18 protein-coding genes are annotated in these 22257 nt (G+C 38.5%); 9 read left to right on the forward strand and 9 right to left on the reverse strand.

The genetic code is table 11. The features are described from left to right. The first annotated feature begins 135 nt into the window (after positions 1–135). Entirely contained in the window at positions 136–1461 is a 1326-nt protein-coding gene (locus tag Q0791_RS07175) for an ATP-binding protein (RefSeq protein WP_299004229.1), read from the forward strand. 44 nt (positions 1462–1505) lie between these two features. Next, positions 1506–2036 (forward strand): response regulator, encoded by a 531-nt coding sequence (locus Q0791_RS07180; protein ID WP_299004231.1) that lies wholly within the window; start codon positions 1506–1508, stop codon positions 2034–2036. A gap of 624 nt (positions 2037–2660) precedes the next feature. Here Q0791_RS07180 and mnmD read toward each other — a convergent pair. The 3 genes from mnmD to Q0791_RS07195 all read right to left on the reverse strand — a co-directional run bounded on the left by mnmD (position 2661) and on the right by Q0791_RS07195 (position 5459). After that, positions 2661–3380, reverse strand: a complete 720-nt coding sequence (gene mnmD, locus Q0791_RS07185; RefSeq protein ID WP_299004233.1) for a tRNA (5-methylaminomethyl-2-thiouridine)(34)-methyltransferase MnmD — start codon at positions 3378–3380, stop codon at positions 2661–2663. Between the two features lie 170 nt (positions 3381–3550). Further along, positions 3551–4963 carry a hypothetical protein gene (locus Q0791_RS07190; protein WP_299004235.1) on the reverse strand — a complete coding sequence of 471 codons (1413 nt, stop codon included), beginning with the start codon at positions 4961–4963 and terminating at the stop codon, positions 3551–3553. Positions 4964–4985: 22 nt separating this feature from the next. After that, a complete protein-coding gene (locus Q0791_RS07195; RefSeq protein WP_299004237.1) occupies positions 4986–5459 on the reverse strand; it encodes a CesT family type III secretion system chaperone in 474 nt (157 codons plus the stop codon). 643 nt (positions 5460–6102) lie between these two features. On the opposite strand from Q0791_RS07195, the gene Q0791_RS07200 reads away from it, so the two are divergent. After that, entirely contained in the window at positions 6103–7176 is a 1074-nt protein-coding gene (locus tag Q0791_RS07200; RefSeq protein ID WP_299004239.1) for a YHYH protein, read from the forward strand. A 108-nt stretch (positions 7177–7284) separates the two neighbouring features. Here Q0791_RS07200 and Q0791_RS07205 read toward each other — a convergent pair whose 3' ends face one another. Continuing rightward, on the reverse strand, positions 7285–8154 hold the full coding sequence (locus Q0791_RS07205) for an SMP-30/gluconolactonase/LRE family protein (RefSeq protein WP_299004241.1): 870 nt from the start codon (positions 8152–8154) through the stop codon (positions 7285–7287). Positions 8155–8250: 96 nt separating this feature from the next. On the opposite strand from Q0791_RS07205, the gene Q0791_RS07210 reads away from it, so the two are divergent. The 3 genes from Q0791_RS07210 (at position 8251) to Q0791_RS07220 (ending at position 11816) form a co-directional block, all read left to right on the forward strand. Beyond that, positions 8251–9501 (forward strand): MFS transporter, encoded by a 1251-nt coding sequence (locus Q0791_RS07210; protein ID WP_299004243.1) that lies wholly within the window; start codon positions 8251–8253, stop codon positions 9499–9501. A gap of 109 nt (positions 9502–9610) precedes the next feature. Next, complete coding sequence (locus Q0791_RS07215) at positions 9611–10822, forward strand: MFS transporter (RefSeq protein WP_299004245.1); 1212 nt, start codon at positions 9611–9613, stop codon at positions 10820–10822. A gap of 34 nt (positions 10823–10856) precedes the next feature. Continuing rightward, positions 10857–11816, forward strand: coding sequence for a DMT family transporter (locus Q0791_RS07220; RefSeq protein ID WP_299004247.1), 960 nt, complete (start codon positions 10857–10859; stop codon positions 11814–11816). A gap of 98 nt (positions 11817–11914) precedes the next feature. Here the strand turns inward: Q0791_RS07220 and Q0791_RS07225 are convergent, their stop codons facing one another. The 3 genes from Q0791_RS07225 to Q0791_RS07235 form a co-directional block, all read right to left on the reverse strand. Further along, positions 11915–13990, reverse strand: a complete 2076-nt coding sequence (locus Q0791_RS07225) for a bifunctional 2',3'-cyclic-nucleotide 2'-phosphodiesterase/3'-nucleotidase (RefSeq protein ID WP_299004249.1) — start codon at positions 13988–13990, stop codon at positions 11915–11917. A 307-nt stretch (positions 13991–14297) separates the two neighbouring features. Continuing rightward, positions 14298–14765, reverse strand: coding sequence for a hypothetical protein (locus Q0791_RS07230; RefSeq protein ID WP_299004250.1), 468 nt, complete (start codon positions 14763–14765; stop codon positions 14298–14300). A gap of 312 nt (positions 14766–15077) precedes the next feature. Beyond that, entirely contained in the window at positions 15078–17132 is a 2055-nt protein-coding gene (locus Q0791_RS07235; protein ID WP_299004252.1) for a TonB-dependent receptor, read from the reverse strand. 280 nt (positions 17133–17412) lie between these two features. Between Q0791_RS07235 and Q0791_RS07240 the strand changes: the two genes are divergently transcribed. Further along, positions 17413–18603, forward strand: coding sequence for a DUF3103 family protein (locus Q0791_RS07240; protein WP_299004254.1), 1191 nt, complete (start codon positions 17413–17415; stop codon positions 18601–18603). A 105-nt stretch (positions 18604–18708) separates the two neighbouring features. Here the strand turns inward: Q0791_RS07240 and Q0791_RS07245 are convergent, their stop codons facing one another. Further along, the gene (locus tag Q0791_RS07245; protein WP_299004256.1) at positions 18709–18999 is read right to left on the reverse strand and encodes a hypothetical protein; all 291 of its coding nucleotides are present in this window, start codon (positions 18997–18999) and stop codon (positions 18709–18711) included. Positions 19000–19036: 37 nt separating this feature from the next. Between Q0791_RS07245 and Q0791_RS07250 the strand changes: the two genes are divergently transcribed. Next, a complete protein-coding gene (locus tag Q0791_RS07250; protein WP_299004257.1) occupies positions 19037–20350 on the forward strand; it encodes a polysaccharide biosynthesis C-terminal domain-containing protein in 1314 nt (437 codons plus the stop codon). A 43-nt stretch (positions 20351–20393) separates the two neighbouring features. Here Q0791_RS07250 and Q0791_RS07255 read toward each other — a convergent pair whose 3' ends face one another. After that, positions 20394–21137, reverse strand: a complete 744-nt coding sequence (locus Q0791_RS07255; RefSeq protein ID WP_299004259.1) for an SDR family oxidoreductase — start codon at positions 21135–21137, stop codon at positions 20394–20396. A gap of 175 nt (positions 21138–21312) precedes the next feature. Here Q0791_RS07255 and Q0791_RS07260 point away from each other — a divergent pair, with 175 nt between their 5' ends. Then, entirely contained in the window at positions 21313–22140 is an 828-nt protein-coding gene (locus Q0791_RS07260) for a LysR family transcriptional regulator (RefSeq protein ID WP_299004261.1), read from the forward strand. Positions 22141–22257: the final 117 nt, after the last annotated feature.

Genomic DNA, 22257 nt, shown 5'->3' on the forward strand with positions numbered 1-22257 from the left:
AATGCATTTTTTAGTATTCGAAATCAAAAAAAGTTATCTAGCTGTTTGGTATAGGCTTGGTTGAGCATTACCATAATGATATTCTTCGTTTCATTAGTTGATATTCATCGATTTTGTACTAGGTAGGTTTTCTCAGTGAGTGTAAGGGCATTATTACAGTCTCATAAAGTATTTGATCAATTGATCATATTACGGGTCTTAGGATTAATCTTAAAAGTGGGGTTAACTTTTTTTGCCGGTAATATTTTTGGTTTGTCATTAGAACGACCTGAATTAATTTGGGTGTTATCCATTGAAACCTTATATCTCTCGAGTCAATTTTTATTTAGAAATAGTAATAGTATAAGCTCTAACATACTGTTCTTTGGGCTTTTATTGGATACGTTATTTTGGATTGCTTGGTTGTATTTTTCAGGGGGAGCGACAAATGCTTTTATTTCTTTGTTGTTATTACCCATTGCAGTTGCAGCTGTGTTATTACCTCAGTGGGCGGCATGGCACCTCACTTTTGTGTCGACTTTCGCTTACACTTTAATGATTTTCTTTGAGCCTGAAAGGGCGATGGAAATGCATGGTATGAATATGAGCTCACATTACTTGGGAATGTGGTTTAATTTTGTTATCTCCTCCTTAGTATTAACAACTTGCGTGGTATTTATTGCGCAAAAGAATAGAAAAAAAGAAGCAGAACTCAGTGTGATGCGTGAGGCGCAGCTTCGTCAAGAGAAATTATTAGCCTTAGGCATAGCGTCTGCGCAAATGGCTCATCAATTAGCCACTCCCTTATCGAGTTTACATTTACTGGCTGATGAAGTCAGTGAGGCTTTACCTGATCAGCCACTGGTTATTAATGAAATAAAAACGGCACTGGGGCGCTGTGAAAGTGTATTGGCTGATTTACGATTGGCGACGGAATCTATCAGACAGCAAAAGCAAGTGATATTAAGCATTAATGTATTGATACAGCGGTTGCAGGAGCAATTGCTTTTATGGTTACCTGAACTTACTCTTGATATTCGACTAGATGAAAGCGTGAAATTGGATGAAAAAATCAATGCGGGTACGAGTCTTTTACCTGTGCTCATAGCCTTAGTGGAAAATGCCGCTCATGCGAGTCTAAAGCAGTTTAAGGAGTGTGTTGGCAATACTTTGAATGAGAATGAGCATCAAAATAAAGGGGGACAGCGCGTCAATATTAATATTCAACACTTAGCACAAAAACAATTTTTATCGATTGCTATTCGTGATTATGGCGCCGGTATTCCATTGAGTATGATTGAGCAATTAGGGCATAAAATGCTTGAAAGTACTAAAGGTATGGGGATTGCCTTATTGTTGAGCCATGCTAGTTTAGAACGCTTAGGTGGGCGTTTGTTGTTATCGAATCATGTTGAGGGCGGCGCGATAGCAGAAGTGCAACTTCCTATCTTGTCAATGTCCACGCAAGCTAGGCTTGAGTAGAATGGCACTGATGATAATACAAACAAAAAACTGAGCGAAACGAAATGCATAAATTATTGATCATAGAAGATGATAGCGCTTTAGCGGGAATATTAATGCGCCGTTTAAGTTCTCATGGCTTTGAATGCCAGATATGTCATAGTGCGAGTCAGGGGTTATTGCAAGCCCGCCAATTTAAACCTACGCATATTCTGCTAGACATGAAATTGGAAAATGAGAATGGTTTGAAATTAATTTCACCCTTAAGGCAATATTTACCTGACGTTGTGATGGTACTATTGACCGGATATGCCAGTATTGCGACTGCTGTTGAAGCCATTCGTCAAGGGGCTGATAATTATTTAGCCAAACCCGTTGATACGCAAACTTTGCTTAATACCTTGTTGCAAGAGCAAATGCCGTTGACACCGAATATTGTTGAAGAAGCGCCATTAAACCCTAAAAGACTGGAGTGGGAACATATTCAGCAAGTGTTAACGGCTAACAAAGGTAATGTATCGGCAACGGCCAGACAATTAGGTATGCACAGACGGACTCTACAGCGTAAATTAGAAAGAAAACCTCAAGCTTGTTGAATAATGCTTGCTTTCATTACAAGAGTGCTAATGTACAGCCACACTCTACAATGTAAAATACACTTATTGAATATTAATGCCAGTTTTCATTACAAGCATGCTAACGTATCAGCAAGGGTAAGACTGCCTGAAATGAATTGAGGTATGCACAGACGGACTTTACAGCGCGACTTGACCAGATAAGCTGAAAAGAAAACCTCAAGCGTGTTGAATAATGCTTGCTTTCATTACAAGAGTGCTAATGTCTAATGTGCTAACGTACAGTCACACTCTACAATGTAAAGTAGAAAGAAAATTCCAAGCTTGTTGATGGCAATACACTTATTGATGGCAATATACTCATTGAATATTACCGCTTGTTTTTATTACAAGAGTGCTAACGTACAGTCACACTCTACAATGTAAAGTAGAAAGAAAATTCCAAGCTTGTTGAATAATGCTTGCTTTCATCACAAGAATGCTAATGTACAGTCACACTCTACAATGTAAACTGGAAAGAAAACTCCAAGCTTGTTGATGGCAATACACTTATTGAATATTAACGGCTGCATTCATTACAAGAATGCTAATGTATTGGCACACTCTACAATGTAAACTGGAAAGAAAACCTCAAGCGGGTTGATGTTACTCTTTCCAAGCGCGAGTCATTTCACGGCGACCTAGTGCACCAGGATAGGCTTTAACGGTAAATCCAGCTGCTTTTAAATTACGTTTAAACTGACCATTGGCGCAGTATGATACTAACATACCTTCTTTTTCCATCAATTTGATGATTTTATCAAAATTATTCTGTGTCCACAGTTCTGGCTGCTTGCTGGGAGCGAAGGCATCGTAATAGATTAAATTGAAATCATCTTTGCTTGTTTGAAAATCTTGTAATTTTCCATGGACTTTATGTAAGGTAAATCCAGGTATAATCTCGACATCACAATTCCAAGAGGCGCGATGCAACATATGGAACAAATGGGCAAGTTCTGTCGATAATTGATCTTTATAGTTCAGTTGACTGATGATTTCAATGGAAAGTGGGTAGGCCTCGATACTGGTATAATAAATGGGGCGTTCTATTTTTCCGGTTGTTGCCAGTGCGCTTTGCAGCGTTAAAATGGCGTTCATGCCAGAACCAAAACCTAGCTCTAGAATATTGACTTGTTTGAAATGTTTTTCTAAAGCAGCAAAACCTGCCTCAATATACACATGTTGAGATTCACTTATCGCACCATTGTGGGCATGATAACTGTCATCTAATGCTGTATTAAATAAAGTGTGTGAGCCATCTTTGGTTAATTGGACTTTTATTTCATTCATGTGTAAAGAGAAGCTGTATTGATATAATACATCCATTTTAACAATGAATCATCGTAGAAAATAGAGTCGATGTGATTAAAAAGAGAAGTGGCATAGCACTTCTCTTTTAGGGGCAAAGTGAACTGACTTTTATAAGCGTTAATTGACCGAGGCTTTTTTATAGCCTATGACGATGCCGTTATGTCGCTCAGTGTTTCAATGATAATTTAATATTTTTTAAGTCCATCAATCATGGCTTCAACAAAATGAGCATCGCCGTTAGTGCGGCGTGTATCTTCAGCAAATTGATACTGTGTGCCACCAATCTGTGCTTTAGGTACAAAGCTACTTCTGATCATTTGTTGCGACAGCCAATCGCCTTGAGTGTTAACATTGGTGATATTAGCAGCATTTATGCGATCACTACCTATCTCTGCACGCGTCAGGGCGCTTAATCCGGCTGAGTTATAAGCGGTGGTTTTTAAACCTGTCATGGCACCAGCATATTCTACACCTTCGCCGCCCAAAGAGTGACCAAGTAATTCAATGTGCCAAGTTTGTTGAATGTCAGCATCAATATTACCAGATTTCTTTGCTTGACTATTTTCATATTTAATGAGTTCATTTTTATAGTGAACGTTACGTTCAAACCGTTCAACAATATCAAGCGTCGATTGCATGAAACTATCAGTATAGAGGCTACCAGTAATGCTCCCTTTTGCTGTACTTGGATCCTCGCCTATGCCTCTAAAGGCTAATTTAATTGTGCCTGTACTTTCTTCAATAAAGACACCGACTCCAACAGCGATAGAGGGGTTCGTTTTTAAAATGCCAGAATCGTAATTATAATCTTTTATCAACGAAGAGGGGATTTCATCGGTTTTTGCTATACGATAGCCTTCCGGCAAGTTTTGTTGTGAATAAGGAGTATATTGTTCACCTGTTAGTGCTTGATTTATCCCGAATTCACCCCACATATCCTTACCACTTTTCATTTCATTATTGAGAGTATATTGCAGTAATTGTAGATCGCTTACTGCTTGGTCGATTTTGGCTGGATTTTTCGGGAAAGCAACCTGACCCATACGATTCGCCTTGCTGGTATCGTGCCCCATGCAAAAATAGACTGCACGAGATAATAAGGTTTCACCTAAACAAACTCCCCCTCCGACCATGTTGCCGATGACTTTGATGGCATCGGCTGTGCCTGTTAGGGCCCTGATGATATGCTCTGACAGTCCTTGGGCCGCATTATCATTGGGTCTGACGTAAGGTCCTTTTGCTTTAAATGGAACAGAATCTTGGTTATTATAGGCAGCATCTGATTCGCCAGCTTCTCTGGTAAATAACCATGCTAAACCAGCCGTTGCCGTTATAGGTAAACTCACTGCATTGAACAATGTTGTGATCATTTGGCCAAGACTGTAGTCAAAAAGCGGTGTATGTAACTTACCTAAATCTCTGTTTGTTGTCGATGTTGTTTGTTGTGTAATTTGCTTCAATGCACTATTGGCAGATAGCTTAGAACTCAATGAATCACTCATTTTGTCATTTGATTGAGTATTCAGTTCTGTCATCTCATTTAATGAGGTAAGGGAAATGTTTTTATTGACTGCTGAAGTTGTTATAATTGCTGGCATTGGTTTTCCTTAATAAATAGTGTTATACCAAACTGCGAATGAATTTGTCGGTAACAGGTTGACTGGTCTGGTTAACTTCAGGCAATAAGACATTATTTTCGATTAGCGATAATGTTAAGCTGATAAAGTCATTGAGTGTTGATGCGAAACTGTCAGCTGTCATGGCACTGACTTTTTCCATAACCGTCAGTGTTAATGTGTCTCGTCTAGGATCCAGTGAAATGCTGGCTGCTCCTGTTGCTATGTTGAAGCCATTGAGTTCTAGCGCTCGGCGATAAAAAGGCTCTCTGTCAGTGGAGGTCTTAGGCAGTGATAATAAATCGGCATAGAAATAGACGAGTTCGTATTTTTCTGAAATTTCGAGTGTGACAGTGGCTTTATCTGAGCAGGCTAATTCAATATGGCCATCTTCTCTTAATGTGAGTTCAACACCGATGGCTTGACTGATCTGTTGCAGCCATATGGATACTGTTTGTGTTACTGTTGATTGAGTCATTTTCTTTTTTCTTATTTGAGTTGTTAGGGTCGTGAATTAAATTGATATGAAGAATTCTATTTAATAATAAAATTTTTAGCCCAGCTTCTAAAAAATAAAATAATTGTGAGTTTTAAAAAAAGATGTTATAACTAAAATTAATGTAACTTGTTGTTTTTATTGCTTTTATTGTTTTTTACGTTGATTTGTTTCATATTCTTTGTTTACACTGTTTTACATAGTAATGCTTGTCGATGAGATTTTGGTTTTTTGTTGTAATAAACTCATTGTTTTTGTTTTTTTGTTGAAAAATAACGTTAATTATTCATTGTATGGTCTTGCATTAAATTCCAGCTATATTTTACTTATACCCGTGATACTTGAAGATGCAGGATTCAGCTGGAATTAAAAGCCTTTTAGGCAAGGCTTTGAACAGCGTGCTTAGTTATTCTAAGCTGATGTTCAATAACGCAGTATAAAAGGCTTTTAAACCAGCCCCTTGGGAGTTTGTAAAAGCACCGACTTCTGCGTTGTATCATCTTAAAAGGCAATAAGCATTCTTGCAATAATACGCCTTGAATTAGGCACTTTTACAGGCTCTGAAAACATGCATCTTCAAGTATCACGTGTATATATCTGTGAAAGTATTTGAGGAGAAAATAAAATGAACGCGATTGAATTTCATCCTTTAATGAAATTCAGAGTCTTTGCTATCATATGGCTTGGGTACTTTATGAGTTTCCCCGTTTATTGTCAGAGTGATGATCAAAATAAAGTCGCTCACAATGAAAGGAGTAACCAAGATATTACCAATGCTATTTTTTCTCTGCGCAGTGGCCAATGCCAAGATTATGTGGGGCGTTATCGATCTGAAGTTGAAGATTTACAAAGAGACAAAACCTTTGGTGGTGAAGTGACTATCACTGCAAATGAGCATTTTTGTTTTATTAAGGCGAATAATATTCCTAATCATAATTTTAATGATGCTAGTGCGCATTTTGCAACACCAGTTCAAATGCAAGATGTTATTTACCGAATCACCCGCACACCTCGTAAAGCGGCGTCACCGACTCCCTTAAATATGAGGGTGATAAATGCGGTGATGTTAAATGGCGTTGAGGTCGACTCCTATTCGGCGGGTTGTTATGGTGTGGGTAATGAGCCACTAGGCAGAGAAAAAAGAGGCTGTAATGATGCGAATAATCCGTGGCGATATGATGCCATGTCCAAGGCAAATCATTTTGGCACCGATAAGCACCATGCTCATGTTCAGCCCAATGGCGCTTATCATTATCATGGTAACCCTATGGCAATGTTTATACCAAACTGTGACACACAAACCCAGCCTTCTGCCGTGATAGGATTTGCCGCAGATGGCTTTCCAATTTTTGGCAGCTGTATTCTTGATAAAGAAACAGCAAAAATACGAAAAGTGACCTCCAGTTTTGTGCTGAAAAATAAGGGGGGCAAGCGCCAGGATGTGCCGCCATATCAAACACCCAAAGCGGGTCATGGTTTTGTTGAAAGTGATAATTACAACGGGCAGTTTATTGGTGATTTTGAATATCAAGCAGGGGCAGGGGATTTAGATGAATGTAATGGCATGACGGTCAATGGTCAATATGGCTATTATGTAACAGACAGTTACCCTTGGATTGTAAATTGTTATCAGGGCATAGTGGATGATTCGTTTCGCAAAAAAGGCGCAAGATTGAAAAATCGAATGCATGGTCATTGATGAAGTATCTGTGATTACGCAATAATTCATCAGGGGGAGGAGCGTTTTTTGCAGCGTAAACCCATTCTATATTCGGTGGTTATATAAAATGGGGTAAGAATAGTCAGATTAGATACAAAATCTGTGTTCTATCATGCCTGGCGTATCGACTTGTATTGTCAATAAGCAGCCAGAATTTGGGTATGTGGCGAGTTCAGTATCGGGTCTTTCGCCTGCACTGGTGATAAATAATGTTTTCAAATCAGGGCCACCAAAAGCCATCATAGTAGGGCAATGCACGGGAGTGGGGAGCTCTTCTAATATTTCACCTTTGGGATTGAGTTTCACTATACGCCCCCCTTCAAATAATGCGCTCCAGTAATTACCGTGAATATCGATAGCGCAACCATCGGGCTTTCCTTGCCCAAATGGAAATTCATGAAACACTTTTCGATTAGAAACGGCCCCTGTTTTGATATCATAGTCACATTGGTAAATCCTGTATTTTGGGCTATCGGAATAATAAAAGGTGCGATTGTCTGGACTGAAACCTATGCCATTTGTGGTGAGTAAATTATCATAAATTAAGTTAGCCTCAAGTTTATTATTCAGTTGCCATAAGTTTGCAGCACTCTCATCTTTTGGAGCGTAATAAGAACCACATAAGAAGCGTCCAGCCGCATCACATCGACCATCGTTTAAACGATTTTGTTTGAGGTGTGCTTCTGGATCGCAAATTTTCTCAACCTGCGTATGCCAGCCACTGGTTAAGTAAAAACCACTTCGCATGGCTAAAATAAATCCGCCATAGGGGCGTAAACTAAAGCAGCCAATTTCTTCATTAAAGGTGAGATATTCATCTGTTTTAGCGACAGGATCAAAACGATGTAACTGGTATCGATTAATGTCGGTCCAATAAAGGACTTGGTTTTTTTCATCCCATCTTGGGCATTCACCCAGTGCTGCTTTTGTATTGAGTGCTATGTCGAAACTTCTCATTGTATATATTTCATGATGAGTTATGAGTAAAGAATAGTTCAAAATGAACTGTTATTTTCTATACTATGATGAATGCCAATAAAGACAGGTTTGTTCATGCTTAATGCTGCTTTGGCGGTACCGCATCGCTCTATTTTAGGCCCCTTACTTATTTTTGTTGTTACGCTTTGTTTAGTGAGTGCTTATTCTGGATTGATCCCTTATTCGAATTCATTAAGTGAAGTGTATAAACATACATTTCCTTTGCCTGTGAACTATGCGGTTATGATTTCGGTTGTTTATTTAGTGGCATATAATGTATCGCTGATCCCGGCTGGATTACTGATTGATCGTATCGGTGTGCATTGGGGGGTGTTTATTTCTGCGATATTCCTGTCGGGGAGTTTAGTGCTGTTTTCCATTTCTTCTAGTTTATTGCCTTTTTTATTTTCTCGAGTGTTGATGGGGATCGCCTCAAGTTTTACTTTTTTATTGGCTATTATGGTAGCTAAACTTTATTTTCATAGAAAATACCTTAATATGCTAGTGGGTTTTGCTGAGCTGGTATTTTCTTTTTCATTAGCTGTTTCGCCTTTTCTGACGATGCAACTTTCTGAATTACTTGGTTGGCGACAACAAACGATGATGTTTGCGATTTTTTTGAGCTTGCTTTGTTTATTGTATTTTATGTTTAAGCTTCATCTATGTTATCCAACCTACTTAGTCACTAAAGGCCATAGTAAGAGAAGCCGGCAGCATGCGATGGTACAATTAAAGTTTGCATTATCGAATCGATGGTTTTGGTATGTGTTGTTGATGACAGGTATTTTCAATACGCATTTTGCGCTTTATGTACAGCTTTATGCTCCCATTTATGTGCAGCGTTTATATCATGTTAGTTACGTTAATAGTATCTCTCTTAATGATGTTGCCATTATGGGGTATATGTTGAGCTGTTTAAGCTTTGGTTTAGTTGAGAAGTTTTATTCAACTAAAAAAATATTCTTTTTTGCCGCGTTATTCTCTTTATTTATTTATTCAAGTAACTTGTTTTTTAATGAGTATTTACTTGATAGTTTTTTATTAAGCTGCATTAACTATTTTCTTTTGGGTTTTTTGTCTGCTTATGCGTTATTGACTTTTCGTTTATATGAAGAGTTAAGTGGTCATCATTTAAATGCGAGCATCAGTGCGGGATTAAATATGTTTACTTTGCTGCCGCTTTGCTTTGCTTTTATCTATAATTGGTTGTTTTATCACGATCCTTTGTATGAGCGCATTTTCATATGGTGTGCTTATGCTGTTACTTTATTACTCGTATTGCCTGTTTTATGGCAAAAGCAAAAGCCCATGTTTGTTGCTGTTTAGCGTTTTTACTCTGGTGTGCCCCTTCCCCTTAAATTAAGTAAACAAAAAAGTTTACTTAATTTAAGGGGAAGGTTATGCTATGACGAAATAATGGCATGGATGTTAAGAAATGAAAGCGTATTGGGTGTTTGCTTCAGTATTATTGGTCACGGTATTGAGTACAGCTGGCATAGCTTTGCCTTATCCTATTTTAGCCCCCTTATTTATGGGAGACCAAGCTAATGAGCTGAATCAGTTTATGGCAATTTCTCCAGAGTTATTACTGGGTTTTTCATTAGCGATTTATCCTCTGGGAATATTTATCGGTGGTTCTTTTATCGGAGCACTATCAGATACTTATGGCAGAAAGAAATTACTCGTTTATACTCTTATTATTAGCGTGCTTGGTTATTTTTTAACGGCTTATGCTATTACTTCTGAGGACTACTTGCTCTTTATTTTTGCACGCTTAGTGACTGGTTTATGTGAAGGCAACTTATCAATTGCTAGGGCGATTGCGTTAGATTTAGCGGAGAAAATAGATAAAACCCGTGCTATGTCACTGATTGCAGCGGCCTCATTTCTTGGCTGGTTGGTGGGACCTTTAGCGGGAGGATATTTAGCACAATATGGGGCGGAAGTGGCTTTTCAAGTAGCAGGCATTGCTGTATTACTTTGTCTTTTTTTTGTGATGCTGGTTATTACGGAAACTCATAGGGTTATCCAGAATCAATCTTTTTTGTTTTTATTAAAATCAAATAACTCATTGGTATTATTAAAGCAGCCGACTATTTTAAGCATTTTTATTTTTCAATTCATTTTTTGTTTAGGATTGAATGCGTTTTATGAGTTTTATCCTGTGTGGTTACTTGTTGAGAGGGGCTATGAGTCTAGCATGATAGGAGAAACAACGGCCATTATGACATTTAGTATGATGTTAGCCAGTGTGCTAGTGGTGACGAAATTAAAACGTTTTTTTGGACTTTTACCTACCATTATAACGGCATTAATTTGCAGTGCATTATTGTTGGGAATATTGCCATTATTTTCAGGGACAAGTATGGTGGTTCTTTTTGCTCTCACAGGGGTTACCATTGCTATTTATAATGGCTTATTACCTGTTTATACATCAGAGGTTAATAGGCATGTAGGCAATGGTGCATTAATGGGCTTGTTAACAGTGACTTTTTGTATAGCGAATGCTGTTATGGCTATTTTTGGTAGTCTAGTCCTGACGATATCCATAGCTTTTCCCATGTATTTAGGGGCGATTTTGATTGGTCTTTCCAGTTTATTAGTGATCAAGTTTGCTTACCGAAAACCTGTTGTTTCAGTAAAATAGAATTGTTGATTTTTATGTCGTAGGAGTGGGCAAGGTGAATTTACGTTATTTTAGGTTGGGGCTTTTTTTTGCTTCTATTGCAGTATTGTTTTGGGGGGTTTTGCCTATTGCCTTAAAATTGTCAGCCAGTTTTATTGATCCTGTTAGCCTCACTTGGTTTCGGTTTATTGTGGCTTTAGTGATCAGCGTTTTTGTGCAGTATTATGCTGGAAAACTGAATGAGTTTAGGCAATTAACGATAAGAGATTGGTTGATTTTATTTATGACGGCCATTTTTTCTATTGGTAACTATATATCGATTGTTTATTCTTTAGAGTATTTGTCACCGGGTGAAGCACAGCTTAATTTTCAAACCGCGCCATTTTTTTTAGCTTTAGGTGGAGTTATATTATTTAAAGAGAGGCTTAGATGGATTCAATTAGTCTGTTTTGCAACATTGGCAGTAGGAATGATCATGTTCTTTTACCAGCATCTTGATTTCTCAAAAGGTAATAATCATTTGATTTGGTTTGGAATACTCCTTGTACAATTTTCTGCATTGTCATGGTCATGTTTTGCCTTAATGCAGAAATTAATGAGTAACAAATTGTCCCCTAATAACACACTCTTGTTTGTTTATGGGTTTGGGACTTTGGCTATGTTACCGTTTATTTCTACTCAGTCATTTAGTCAGATGTTGCTAACAGATTGGTATGTTGCTCTTTTTTGTGCTTTGAATACTGTCATCGCTTATGGTTGTTTTGCTCAGGCAATGCGGTACTGGGCTGCTTCACAAGTTGGCCCTATGCTTGCCCTGACCCCTATTTTTAGCTTTTTAGCGACGTGGCTAGTGGTAAAATGGGCTTGGTGGCCTGATATTTTTAGCAGTGATGATTTAGACTTAATTGCTATTTTAGGCATTATTATGGTTATAACTTCTGTTATTGCCATGCAGTTATTGGTGCGTTTCTATTGTGCAAGGCTAACGACAAAGTCTGTGGCAGAAGCTGTTTAACGACTGAGCGCCGACATTTAACCTGTTGGTTTAATTTTATAAAAATGAGTAAGAAATGATTGTTCTTACTCATTTTATTGGTTGACTATTGCTGAGATCTAGGATTCAGTGGTGATAGGGGTTGTTAAGTCTATTTGATAAACAGCAAACCCTAGTTCATCTATGCTGATTTTATTTACGTCTCGCAATTGATACTTATTGATAAAATCATCGGCTTTAGTGCTGTTTTGCGTTTCAAAACGAATATCTAGCTTAGTGTCTGTTTCTATGGTTTTAAAACGCCAGTTATTATCGGCTATAGAGGAGACTTCTCCATGAGTGGCGGTTTGTTGCGTAATATAACGGGCAAGCACATCTCGATTTTTATCAGGAAGCTCAAGGACAATGTTTTCACGTCCAGTGCCAGCAAATTTTTCACCAAATGCGCGGTAATTATTGGTGGCAATAATGAATTCCATGGCCGCAAGTTCATCACCAGTATAGGCATGTCCGCTTTCATCAGTATAAGTTAAGTCGATAATACGTTCGGCATGACTGTGTCCTGAAATGAGCTGGCAATCGCTGTTATATTTACTGGGTTGAGTGACGTCTATTTGATAGGTGACTCCGTCAATGACATCAAAATTATAAGTGGGGTGATCCCCCCAATTGATCAGTGATTGAGGGGTTTCATCATTTGCATTAATTTGGTTAAATAGGTTTGCGCTACACTCCAGCCATTCTTTTACATCGGCACCACTGACTTTTAATGCGACTAAGGTGTTGGGGTAGAGATAAAGATCGGCTGCATTTTTATAGGTCAAATCTCCTTGATTAACTTGCACATATTGTTCACTATCACTGCTTGTACTGTGGCGACCTCCTGCTTTAAAAGGGGCGGCGGCAGACAATACTGGAAGGTGGCTTAATGTACTTGTATTGATGATTTGTTCTTGCACTTTAGCCCGTTGTGAGTCAGATACGATTTGAACGCTGGGATCATCTTGTACAAGGGAGAGGAAGCTATAAAGGTTATCAGAAGCTTTACCTATGGGCTGTTCAACAAAGTCGAGTGTGCCTAAATGATCGATTTCAACTGCCTGATGAATATCAAGGCTCGCTTCAACCAAAGGTTTATCATCTTGGTAAATGGGTCGTGATTCAGATTGGGAATCTTCAACAATCCATTTATCATCAACGCGTTTTAATGACAGATCAATAATGCCTAAATTGTCTCCCCAGCGTCCAGGCATGACAGCTGGAATGCCATTGAGTGTGCCTTTAATGATATCGGTTTTATATAAATCGTCATATTGCTCGCTTGGAAAAACAGCATGGCTATGACCAAAGGCAATAGCATCAATACCGTCGACATAGGTTAATGCAAAGGTGGCATTTTCGATATCACTTTCGCTAATATCATAAACTGAGCCAATACCTGAATGAGGAATGGCAATAATAATATCAGCGCCTTCTTTTTTCATGATGGGAATAAATTTCTCAGCGGTTTTGACAATGTCGTCAACACGCACTTTACCTTGCAAGTTTTGTGCATCCCATTGCATGATTTGTGGTGGAACAAAACCGATATAACCTATGTTGATAGTTTGCTTATTGCCTTTATTATCGAGTACTTGTTTTTCTTTTATGAGATAGGGCGTGAATAAGTTATCGCCTTTTTGCACATTATCCCAGCATGAGTAAGAATCGCAGTAAACATTGGCATTAATGTAGGGGAAATCTGCACCCTTTATCGCATTCTTGAGGAAATCTAATCCATAATTAAATTCATGATTTCCGATATTACCGACATCATAGTCGAGAGTATTCATTGCCTTGTAAGCTGGGTGAATGTCTCCATTATAGAGTCCTTTTTTCGCGATATAATCTCCCATTGGACTGCCTTGTAAGAGATCGCCATTATCCACAAGGACATGGTTTTCTTTTTCACTTCGAGCTTGTTCAATGAGGCTGGCGGTTCTGGCTAATCCTACGGTAGGATCATCTGTGCCGAGATAATAATTGAAATCCATGATGTTACTATGTAAATCACTGGTTTCTAATATTCGTAAGGACACTTGTACTTCTTTGCTGCTTTCCTTGTCATCATTACCTCTGCTGTAATCATCTAATCCACAGCCGCTGAGAGATAATGTTGAAGTGATCAATGTTGCCAGTATTTTTTTATTTAACATATCCTATGTTGGTTCCTTTTGCATGATAAAGCATTTGACTTTTTTGTCTCCATAATGGTGATGGATCATATCAGCTCAACTTAACTTGTTGTTTAATTGTTTGTTAAATTTGTTTAATTCAATGTTGTTTTTTTGGGGCGTTAATGAGGGGGAATACCACTTTAAGTGATTCTTCATCGGGAATGAAAAATACGGAAGGTCGTTAATCGCTCCTGCATTAACAGACAGTCCCACCATCCGTGGTGGTCGCAGTTATTTAAAGTGGGCATAAAAAAGGAGCCCATTAGGCTCCTGAGTATTGAAAATCTTAACCTTTTGTTTTAAACCAAGATATTACTGCGAAAATATCATTATAGTCTCCATCGGTCCAATCTTCACCGGCGAACTGGAAAGTTTGACTTACGGTTTCGCCCCACATATTCGTAATGGTTGCCTGATCTCGTGCGACTTGATTCATGTTTGTGAAAGTAAAAGTGTACCATCCGGTTTCTGGAGCAGTAAAATCACCAATACTTTTGTTGCTAAGATCTGTTGAAAAGACACTGGTTTTAACTAATACATCGCCGCTTGGGCTAGTTATTTGTAAGCCAGGGTTGCCTGCAGTTTGTGAAACAATATACCAAGATACGGCTCTGCCTTCTACGATGGGTTGTTGAAATGAACAGGTTCTTTCTTCACAATCATAATTGACACTAATTGCATCTGTTTTATCAGCAAAACTTGCTCCACTGGCTAACAGTAATGATGCTGCTGATAATGTAGTTAATAATTTCATTTTTAATATCCTTATTAAATTATCTGTTTCTTTATTAATGATTATTGATACAGCTTTTTTGAGTCATCCATATTGAAAAATACAGCTTTTACTAATGATGGTTACAACGACGAATATCAGTGTAGACGCTTATAAAATTTCTGTGAGAGGATTTGCAATAAATTTTGTATTTTTTGAAAAGAAGAAGTAAAACAGTGATCAACGTCTCACTTTGAAGAAAAATTCCAGAGCTTTTGAGGAAAGCTCTGGAAGGGAAATGAATAGTGATTGAACCTCCCTAAGATAAAATTATCGTGATCTTTTACCCATTCATTAAAAGCGATAAGCACCTGTGACCCAAGTGGTGAGTCCCATGCCAGGCATGCGTGAACCGACAGCAATATCTGAGCTATAAACACGATTATAGCCAGCTAAATGATCTTCATATTCTGTATCAAAAAGGTTGTTAATGCCTGCCCTAATAGTCCAATTTTCGATGTCATAACCTGCTGAGACATTCATAATGGCATAGCCTGCCGTGGTTTCTTCAAGTTGGGTTTCTGAGACGTTATTTTGGGCAGCATTTGCGACACCTTCTATTCGTCCTATCCAATTTCCTTGTTGGAAATTGAGTCCCAAAGTGATGTTAAGGGGAGCGATACGATAGAGGTTATCGTCAATATCTCTGCGCTCACCTCTCACATAGCTTCCGAGAAAATCCATATTCCAGTGTGTGGATAATTGGTAACTGGCTGTAAAATCCATGCCGTAAAGTAAGGCGTCGACATTACTAAATTGCATTGGATTATCATCTCCCATCATGGCTGCAACAGCGATAACATTAGCATCTGTTGCTGGAGTGCCTTGAATATAGTTATCGATGCGATTAACAAATGCTCTAGGGCTGACTTTCCATTGGTTGTGTTCAAAATCAAAACCAAGTTCAAGCTGATAAGCCGTTTCTAAATCAAGATCAACTTGACCGACATAGGTTCGTCCATCAGCCAGTCCACCTGTGGATTGCATTGGCAACCATAAATACCTTTCTTGGTAGCTGGCGCTGTCTTGTTTACGTGCAAGGCCAATAATACCCGTCAAATCATCATTAAATTGGTATTGGCCATTGATGGTTAAATCAAGCCCTGTTTGTACTTGCGAGCGATCGCTATTGTTGAAATCATCCACAAGGGCTTGAACGGCGGTCATGGTGCTGGCCATCGATGTATTAATGGTTCCTGAATCGGTTTGATAGTTTTTGATTCTACTGCCAAATTGCCAATTCCATTGTCCAATATCTTGCTGCCATTGAGCGAAAATACTGTAAATGTTGTCCTGAATGTCGTTAAAGTTATCGATATAAAAGCTGCTATCAGTAGGATCGGTTATAAGAGAGTTATGTTGACTCATTCGAGCATCTAAGCCAAATAACCAAGCATCTTTGGCTATGGATATTTCACTGTCAAAGCTATTGCTGTTGGCGCTATTGTATCGAGCACTTGAAGTATCGGGCTTATCTCGCAGACTATAATTATCCATGGCATGATCCGCATCGCTATAAGCCATATGCCAGTTAAGATCCCAGCTACTAATATTATGTTCTCCTTCAACTTTAAATCTATGTGTACGAATAAAATCAATATCCATAGGCAGGGCTGGAGTGCCGGCATCATTGGTTTCTAAATACTGATATCCAAAAGCGATAGATTCATCATTGATGCCATTTTTACTGAGATTAACTCTGTATTCACCACCTGCCATGGTTTTTTCATAAGTCGTTGGTGTGATAGTGTCTCCGTCACCTGTAGTGACGTCGGTATTGCCTTGTAACTTTTCGGCATAGAGTAAAACAGCCTGTTTTTCACTGCCTAGATTGACTTTTCCACCTAGATTGCCCCTATCACCGTTGGTTTGATATTGTCCTGATACTTCACCACTGGTTTCATCAAAGCTGGCTTTAGATTCGATGACTTCAATGCTGCCTCCTAGTGTATCGATCCCTGCTGAGACTGGTGCAATTCCGCGAGTCATACTAACCCCTTCGGTTAATATCAAGCTGGCATAACTCAATGGTGTATCCATTGCATTAGGGCCTGCACCGGCTAAAGATACACCGTTGATTTGAGTATTAACTCTATCGCCAAATAGTCCTCGATATTGTGCAATTCCACTGAGTGGCCCATTACCATTGACTGCGGCACCCGGTAATGTTTTAAGTAAATCACTGGCATCAATTTGGGGAATTGAGGTGGATGGGTCGGCAAGGCTAAAATTTTCTTGAGGGCGGCCTTTTACTTCGATGATTTCCATATCGTCTTCGTCAGCAAAAACGGTTGAAGGAAAAATCAAAGCAACAATGATAGAAATGGATAAAGATGATAGACGCAACATGGTAATGGTATTTTTGATTAATGGTTAAAGTGAGGTTATGTTCTCAATCCAAAAACAGCTTGGCAAAGCTTAATACCTTAAGTGCGACAAGCTGTCGCAGTTTTTTTATACATATTTATCAAAAATAGTGAACTTCTTCATATTTTTAATGTCCGCGAGAAATATTGTTCTGAGACAAAGGTCGAATTGTTCGAAGCTTGCCTTATTGCTAAAAGTTACCTTTCGTTATCGAATTGTTTATTTTGTTTCTTGTTAATTAGTTAAACAAAAGGAAGTTGATATGAAGTGTTTCTCAATTGCGATATTTTCAGTTGTTTTTAGTCTAAATCTATTGACCTTTAATGTGGGAGCGAAAGAACAAAATATTCTCAGTTTGGATAATGGTGCCAATTCATTCTTATTGCTAGATTCTGTTGATAAAAATAAAAAAGCTATCGCAAAGTTGTTGGCTTCGGATTATAGGAACATCGAGGCCAGTATTCGACAGAATATTAATGAGTACAGTTTGAAGATATCTGTTAATGAATTAATTGGCTTGTCTTTATCAACGGCTAGGTTGATTGATAACTACAGTGCTAATATCAATCGGTTCAAAGGTATTGAACAATCGCTGGATCAGAGAGCTTCGCATATTGTTCAATTACGCCTTGCAGATATCAGTATGTTAATGCAGTTACATGAGGGGCAAGCGCCTTTATTTGTTTTTACTTCAAGTGATGATGATGGCAATATAGCCGCTTTTGATATTGATGGAGGAATGACGTATTTAGATGCTTACCGCATGCCGACCCAACCTGTTTTGATTATTGAATTGAATAAAGAAAAATCAGTCAAGGCAGGGCTTAAAGCAATGAATGCTGTTTTTGAACAATTTGATGATCAAGTTGAACCCAGTTTAGTTAAACCATTTGTTAATCAACCGCTTTCAGAATTGATTAAACCTTTATCTATGACGGTGATTAAAAATATTGAAGTCAACAAAATAAAAGAATCCTGGTTCTCGGGGCCGGCTGAAGTGTATGCCATTATAACGGGGGTAAATGCAGCGAGTGGTGAGTTAACACCTAAAATAGAGATTGTTGATTTACCTTATTTGAATAAATCACAAAAAGAGTACACGCCAAACCAAATCATTGTGCAATGGGATAATTATCGTTGGCAAGCTGTGGATATTTTGCTGATGGAGGCTGATGATAATGTTAACTATAAAGCATTAGCGACAGCACTATTGGATGTCACGACACAAGTATTACAATTCATTCCAGAAGTTGGCGCGCAAACAGTGGCGGTTATCACGCGATTGACGAATGCGGTTATAGAAGCCATGCCAGAGACATTGATGACGAATGAAGATGATTTTGTTGATGTTTTTTATACGATTTTGGAAGGGGAAAGTTACAATGAATATCATGGAGCCAGTCATAATGCCAAAATGACATTGGAACCTTTGATTATACAGCCTAGAAGATAGCGTTTTTCACAAAACCTGATGGGTATTTTTGCTCTTCAGGTTTTGTGTGGACTGGTTGATTTTTAATTATACTTAATATTCATTGGTGGACAATATAATAGGATGTTATATGTGTAGTGATTGGATATTGCGTGTTACTTTGGCATTACTCGTCAACTTTTCTGTTTTTGCGGCTTTCGCGGCTGAACCTATTCCGGTTTCCATTCCTGAGCCTACTCCAGCACCAGCACCTAAACCTGAGCCTGTTCCGGCTCCAGTACCAGCACCTAAACCTGAGCCTGTTCCGGCTCCAGCACCAGCGCCTAAACCTGAACCTGTTCCGGCTCCAGCGCCAGCGCCTAAACCTGAGCCAATTCCAGTACCGGTTCCTAAACCTAAGTGATTTAAGGCAGTCAATTAGGGGGGGAAACAGTTGGTGGTGTGAGGCCATAGAATGTCAAATTCAAATGATGAGCAAGCTTATTTATTTAAAGCATTCTTATTTGCCCTAACATTAAGTATTATCGGCTTTTTTCTTACCCTTTGTTATAACATTGCTCTATCTCGTATGTTGACGCCAGAAAGTTACGGTAATTTTAAAACGGCTGAAACTTTTGTTGGGTTAGCGCAGATGACGGTATTGTTGGGGGGGAATTTTGCAACCTTTAGCATTTTTCCTAAACTCCTCAAGCAAAACAGAGACTTTATGGTGTGGGAGTATTTGCGTTTTTATATGCTTATAGGTGTGATTGTTAGCTTATGTGTTGGAGGTGTGCTGACTGTTATTGAATATGAGGACACCAAAAGATTAACAGACTATCACCCCATTTTATTTGCTGTTTTTGCGATCCCTTTTGCAGCGGCTTTAAGGTTATTACGTGATACCGCTATCATTAAGAAGCGATTAATCATTGCTTATATTCCTAAACAATTAGGTTATCCTTTATTTATTTTACTCGCACTCAGTATTTTTTATTCTCTGCATATTGAATTAACATCAAATGTAGCGATTTTTATTGTCATATCAAATTATATCTTTTTAACTGTTATTGTTTTCTCCATTATGAATGTTAAAGAGAGTGGACCTGAGTCACAGCAAAAAAGAAAATATGTTTTTCATCGGTATTGGTTAAATTATGCTTTTCCTATGATGTTTGTTTTTGTATTAAATATGTTGATGTCACAAATGTGCATCTATTTATTGGAGATTTTTGGTAGCGAAGGACAAATAGGGTATTTCGCCGCTTGTTTTACCATAGTGCAGATATTTATTGTTGTGCAGTCCAGTGTTGCTGGCATTATTCAGCCTAGTATGTCAACAGCTTATGAAAATGGCGTGGCGCAAATGAGTAAACTTAATGGACAGGGAGTCAGGCAGCTTTTTTTTATCTCATTTATATTGAGTAGTATTATTGTGATATTTGGCGAGCAGTTACTGACTTTTTTTGGTAAGGAGTACAGTGATTACTATTTGTCTTTAGTGGTTATGGTGTTTGCTTACTTTATTCAAACTGTGTCTTTTTTACAGCAAGCTTGGTTACGTCATTCGGGCCATGCAAAACAGGCTTTGTATGGTGCGTTAAGTGCGGTTATTATCAATATTGCCCTTTTGTTATTTTCTATTCCATCGTATGGCGTATTTGGCGTAGCAATGAGCGTATTGGTTTCATTTGTTTGTATGTTGTTCATTAATACAATTTTGATGAAGAAATATTTAGGCCTTTATGGTTGGGCTTTGCATCTGAAAGACATGCGCTTTTCATTCTGAAGGGGTAAAATCAAGCCTCAATAGTGTCATTGAGGCTTGATCGTTAAGGCTGTTGGCGAGTAGCTGCGACAACGATTTCTCTTACGCAGACACTTTGGGGTTGTTCATAAGCGAATAAAGCCGCTTCTGCAATGGTTTCTGGAGCAATTACGCCCCCCATCTCTTCTTTCCAGTCATTATAACCTGCTTTAATATCATCATTAGTGGTATGGGATAATAAATTGGTTTCAACGGCACCGGGAGAAATAGTGATAACACGAACATCATCCATGGCAACTTCTTCGCGAATATTTTCTGTTAATCCATGAACGGCAAATTTGGTGGCACAATAGGCGGCATGATTGGGGAATGTTTTAAAGCCTGCAATAGAACTGATATTAATAATGGTACCTGTATTACGGGCTTTCATATCAGCAAGTACTGCATGGATCCCGTTGAGCACGCCCATGACATTAATATTTAGCATTTGACTCCATTCATTAGGATCTTGCACATCAGCTTGGCCAAGTAGCATGGTACCAGCATTGTTGATTAACGCGCCTACTTTTCCATATTGAGCTTCTGCTGTGGCGATGGCATCTTTGATGGATTGCGCATTGGTGACATCAACACTCATGCACAAGCAGCGGTCAAGGTTCAATGCTTGCATAGGTTCTACTCGACGTGCCAGTAGCAATAAAGGATGACCTTTAGCATGAAATGCTTTTGCCATTGATGCGCCAATACCCGATGATGCACCTGTGATCACAACAAGGGCTTTTTCTTGATTGAGTGTGTGTGTCATCATTTTTACCTCTTAACAATGATTAATTTTAATTTGTTGATTATTATGGTGTAAATAATCTTTTTAGCATAATGCTATCGAATGAAGTTGAGTATAGGCGCTTAGTCTCAGATTGAAAAATATTAATTTTTACTGGATATGATAGGCTCAGCCTATAACAAGTTGTGGAATTTGATTTATGATTGATTTACGTTTATTGCGTTTTTTTATTGCGATTTTTGAAGAAAAAAACATTACCGCAGCGGCGCAGGCTTGCCATGTGAGCCAGCCTTCATTATCTGCGGGATTAAAGCAGTTAGAGGAAGAGTTAGGTGGGCCTTTATTTTCTCGAAGTAAAAAGGGGGTACAAGCATTAGACAGTGCTTCTTATCTTTATCCTTTAGCGGTGAAATTGGTGGAAGAAGCCAAACTATTACCTAAGTTATTTCAAGAAAAAGCGACGCGGCAAACATTGAGGATTGCGGTCATGCCTGATTTAAGTCAAGGGCGCTTATCTGCATTTTTGAAAACTATAGCAGCGAAGTTAACGCGACTCGATCTTGAATTAGTGGATTACAAAAGTCCTGCAGATTGTCGATTAACCTTAGATGCGCTGCGCGAAGAAGATGAGATTTTTTTCCCGCTATGGGAGGAAGATTATGTACTGTGTGTACCAGTAGAGCATAAATTGGCCAAGCAAGAGAGCATTAATGCGGCTCAGTTACATGGTTATGATTTTATTGAGTGTCCTCCTTGCGAGGCTCATCAGCAAACCATAGGATTATTGGCTTGTAATAATATGTCACTTAATTTAGTTGCTAAGGCTGAGTCTAAGTCTTTGGTGATGTCTTTAGTGTTAGCCGGTTTTGGGATCAGTTTTTTACCTGACGGTTTGATAGAGGATGAACCTAGATTAAAGCAAGTCATGTTTGATGGTCCGAGAATGTTTCGCCGAATTGGTTTGTGTTATTCCAGCCATCAGAGTGTTGAGCCCGTATTGGCGACCCTATTAAGAGAGCTATCTTGAGTTAATTTTGAAATAAAAAATGATTATTACTTTTGTCGTTAATTTGAAGGTTTTTTCTCAGAGTTTCCTTTTTTGTCATAAAATAAAGGAGCATGCTTATTGTTTTCTTTAAGGGTG

The organism is uncultured Shewanella sp. (assembly GCF_947495455.1).
Classification (GTDB): domain Bacteria; phylum Pseudomonadota; class Gammaproteobacteria; order Enterobacterales; family Shewanellaceae; genus Shewanella.

What these genes read in the sequence shown, in the direction of transcription:
- Q0791_RS07180 (WP_299004231.1), top strand. Translation starts at nt 1,506, where the DNA reads ATGCATAAATTATTGATCATAGAAGATGATAGCGCTTTAGCGGGAATA.
- mnmD (WP_299004233.1), bottom strand. Translation starts at nt 3,380, where the DNA reads ATGGATGTATTATATCAATACAGCTTCTCTTTACACATGAATGAAATA.
- Q0791_RS07190 (WP_299004235.1), bottom strand. Translation starts at nt 4,963, where the DNA reads ATGCCAGCAATTATAACAACTTCAGCAGTCAATAAAAACATTTCCCTT.
- Q0791_RS07195 (WP_299004237.1), bottom strand. Translation starts at nt 5,459, where the DNA reads ATGACTCAATCAACAGTAACACAAACAGTATCCATATGGCTGCAACAG.
- Q0791_RS07200 (WP_299004239.1), top strand. Translation starts at nt 6,103, where the DNA reads ATGAACGCGATTGAATTTCATCCTTTAATGAAATTCAGAGTCTTTGCT.
- Q0791_RS07205 (WP_299004241.1), bottom strand. Translation starts at nt 8,154, where the DNA reads ATGAGAAGTTTCGACATAGCACTCAATACAAAAGCAGCACTGGGTGAA.
- Q0791_RS07210 (WP_299004243.1), top strand. Translation starts at nt 8,251, where the DNA reads ATGCTTAATGCTGCTTTGGCGGTACCGCATCGCTCTATTTTAGGCCCC.
- Q0791_RS07215 (WP_299004245.1), top strand. Translation starts at nt 9,611, where the DNA reads ATGAAAGCGTATTGGGTGTTTGCTTCAGTATTATTGGTCACGGTATTG.
- Q0791_RS07225 (WP_299004249.1), bottom strand. Translation starts at nt 13,990, where the DNA reads ATGTTAAATAAAAAAATACTGGCAACATTGATCACTTCAACATTATCT.
- Q0791_RS07230 (WP_299004250.1), bottom strand. Translation starts at nt 14,765, where the DNA reads ATGAAATTATTAACTACATTATCAGCAGCATCATTACTGTTAGCCAGT.
- Q0791_RS07235 (WP_299004252.1), bottom strand. Translation starts at nt 17,132, where the DNA reads ATGTTGCGTCTATCATCTTTATCCATTTCTATCATTGTTGCTTTGATT.
- Q0791_RS07240 (WP_299004254.1), top strand. Translation starts at nt 17,413, where the DNA reads ATGAAGTGTTTCTCAATTGCGATATTTTCAGTTGTTTTTAGTCTAAAT.
- Q0791_RS07250 (WP_299004257.1), top strand. Translation starts at nt 19,037, where the DNA reads ATGTCAAATTCAAATGATGAGCAAGCTTATTTATTTAAAGCATTCTTA.
- Q0791_RS07255 (WP_299004259.1), bottom strand. Translation starts at nt 21,137, where the DNA reads ATGATGACACACACACTCAATCAAGAAAAAGCCCTTGTTGTGATCACA.
- Q0791_RS07260 (WP_299004261.1), top strand. Translation starts at nt 21,313, where the DNA reads ATGATTGATTTACGTTTATTGCGTTTTTTTATTGCGATTTTTGAAGAA.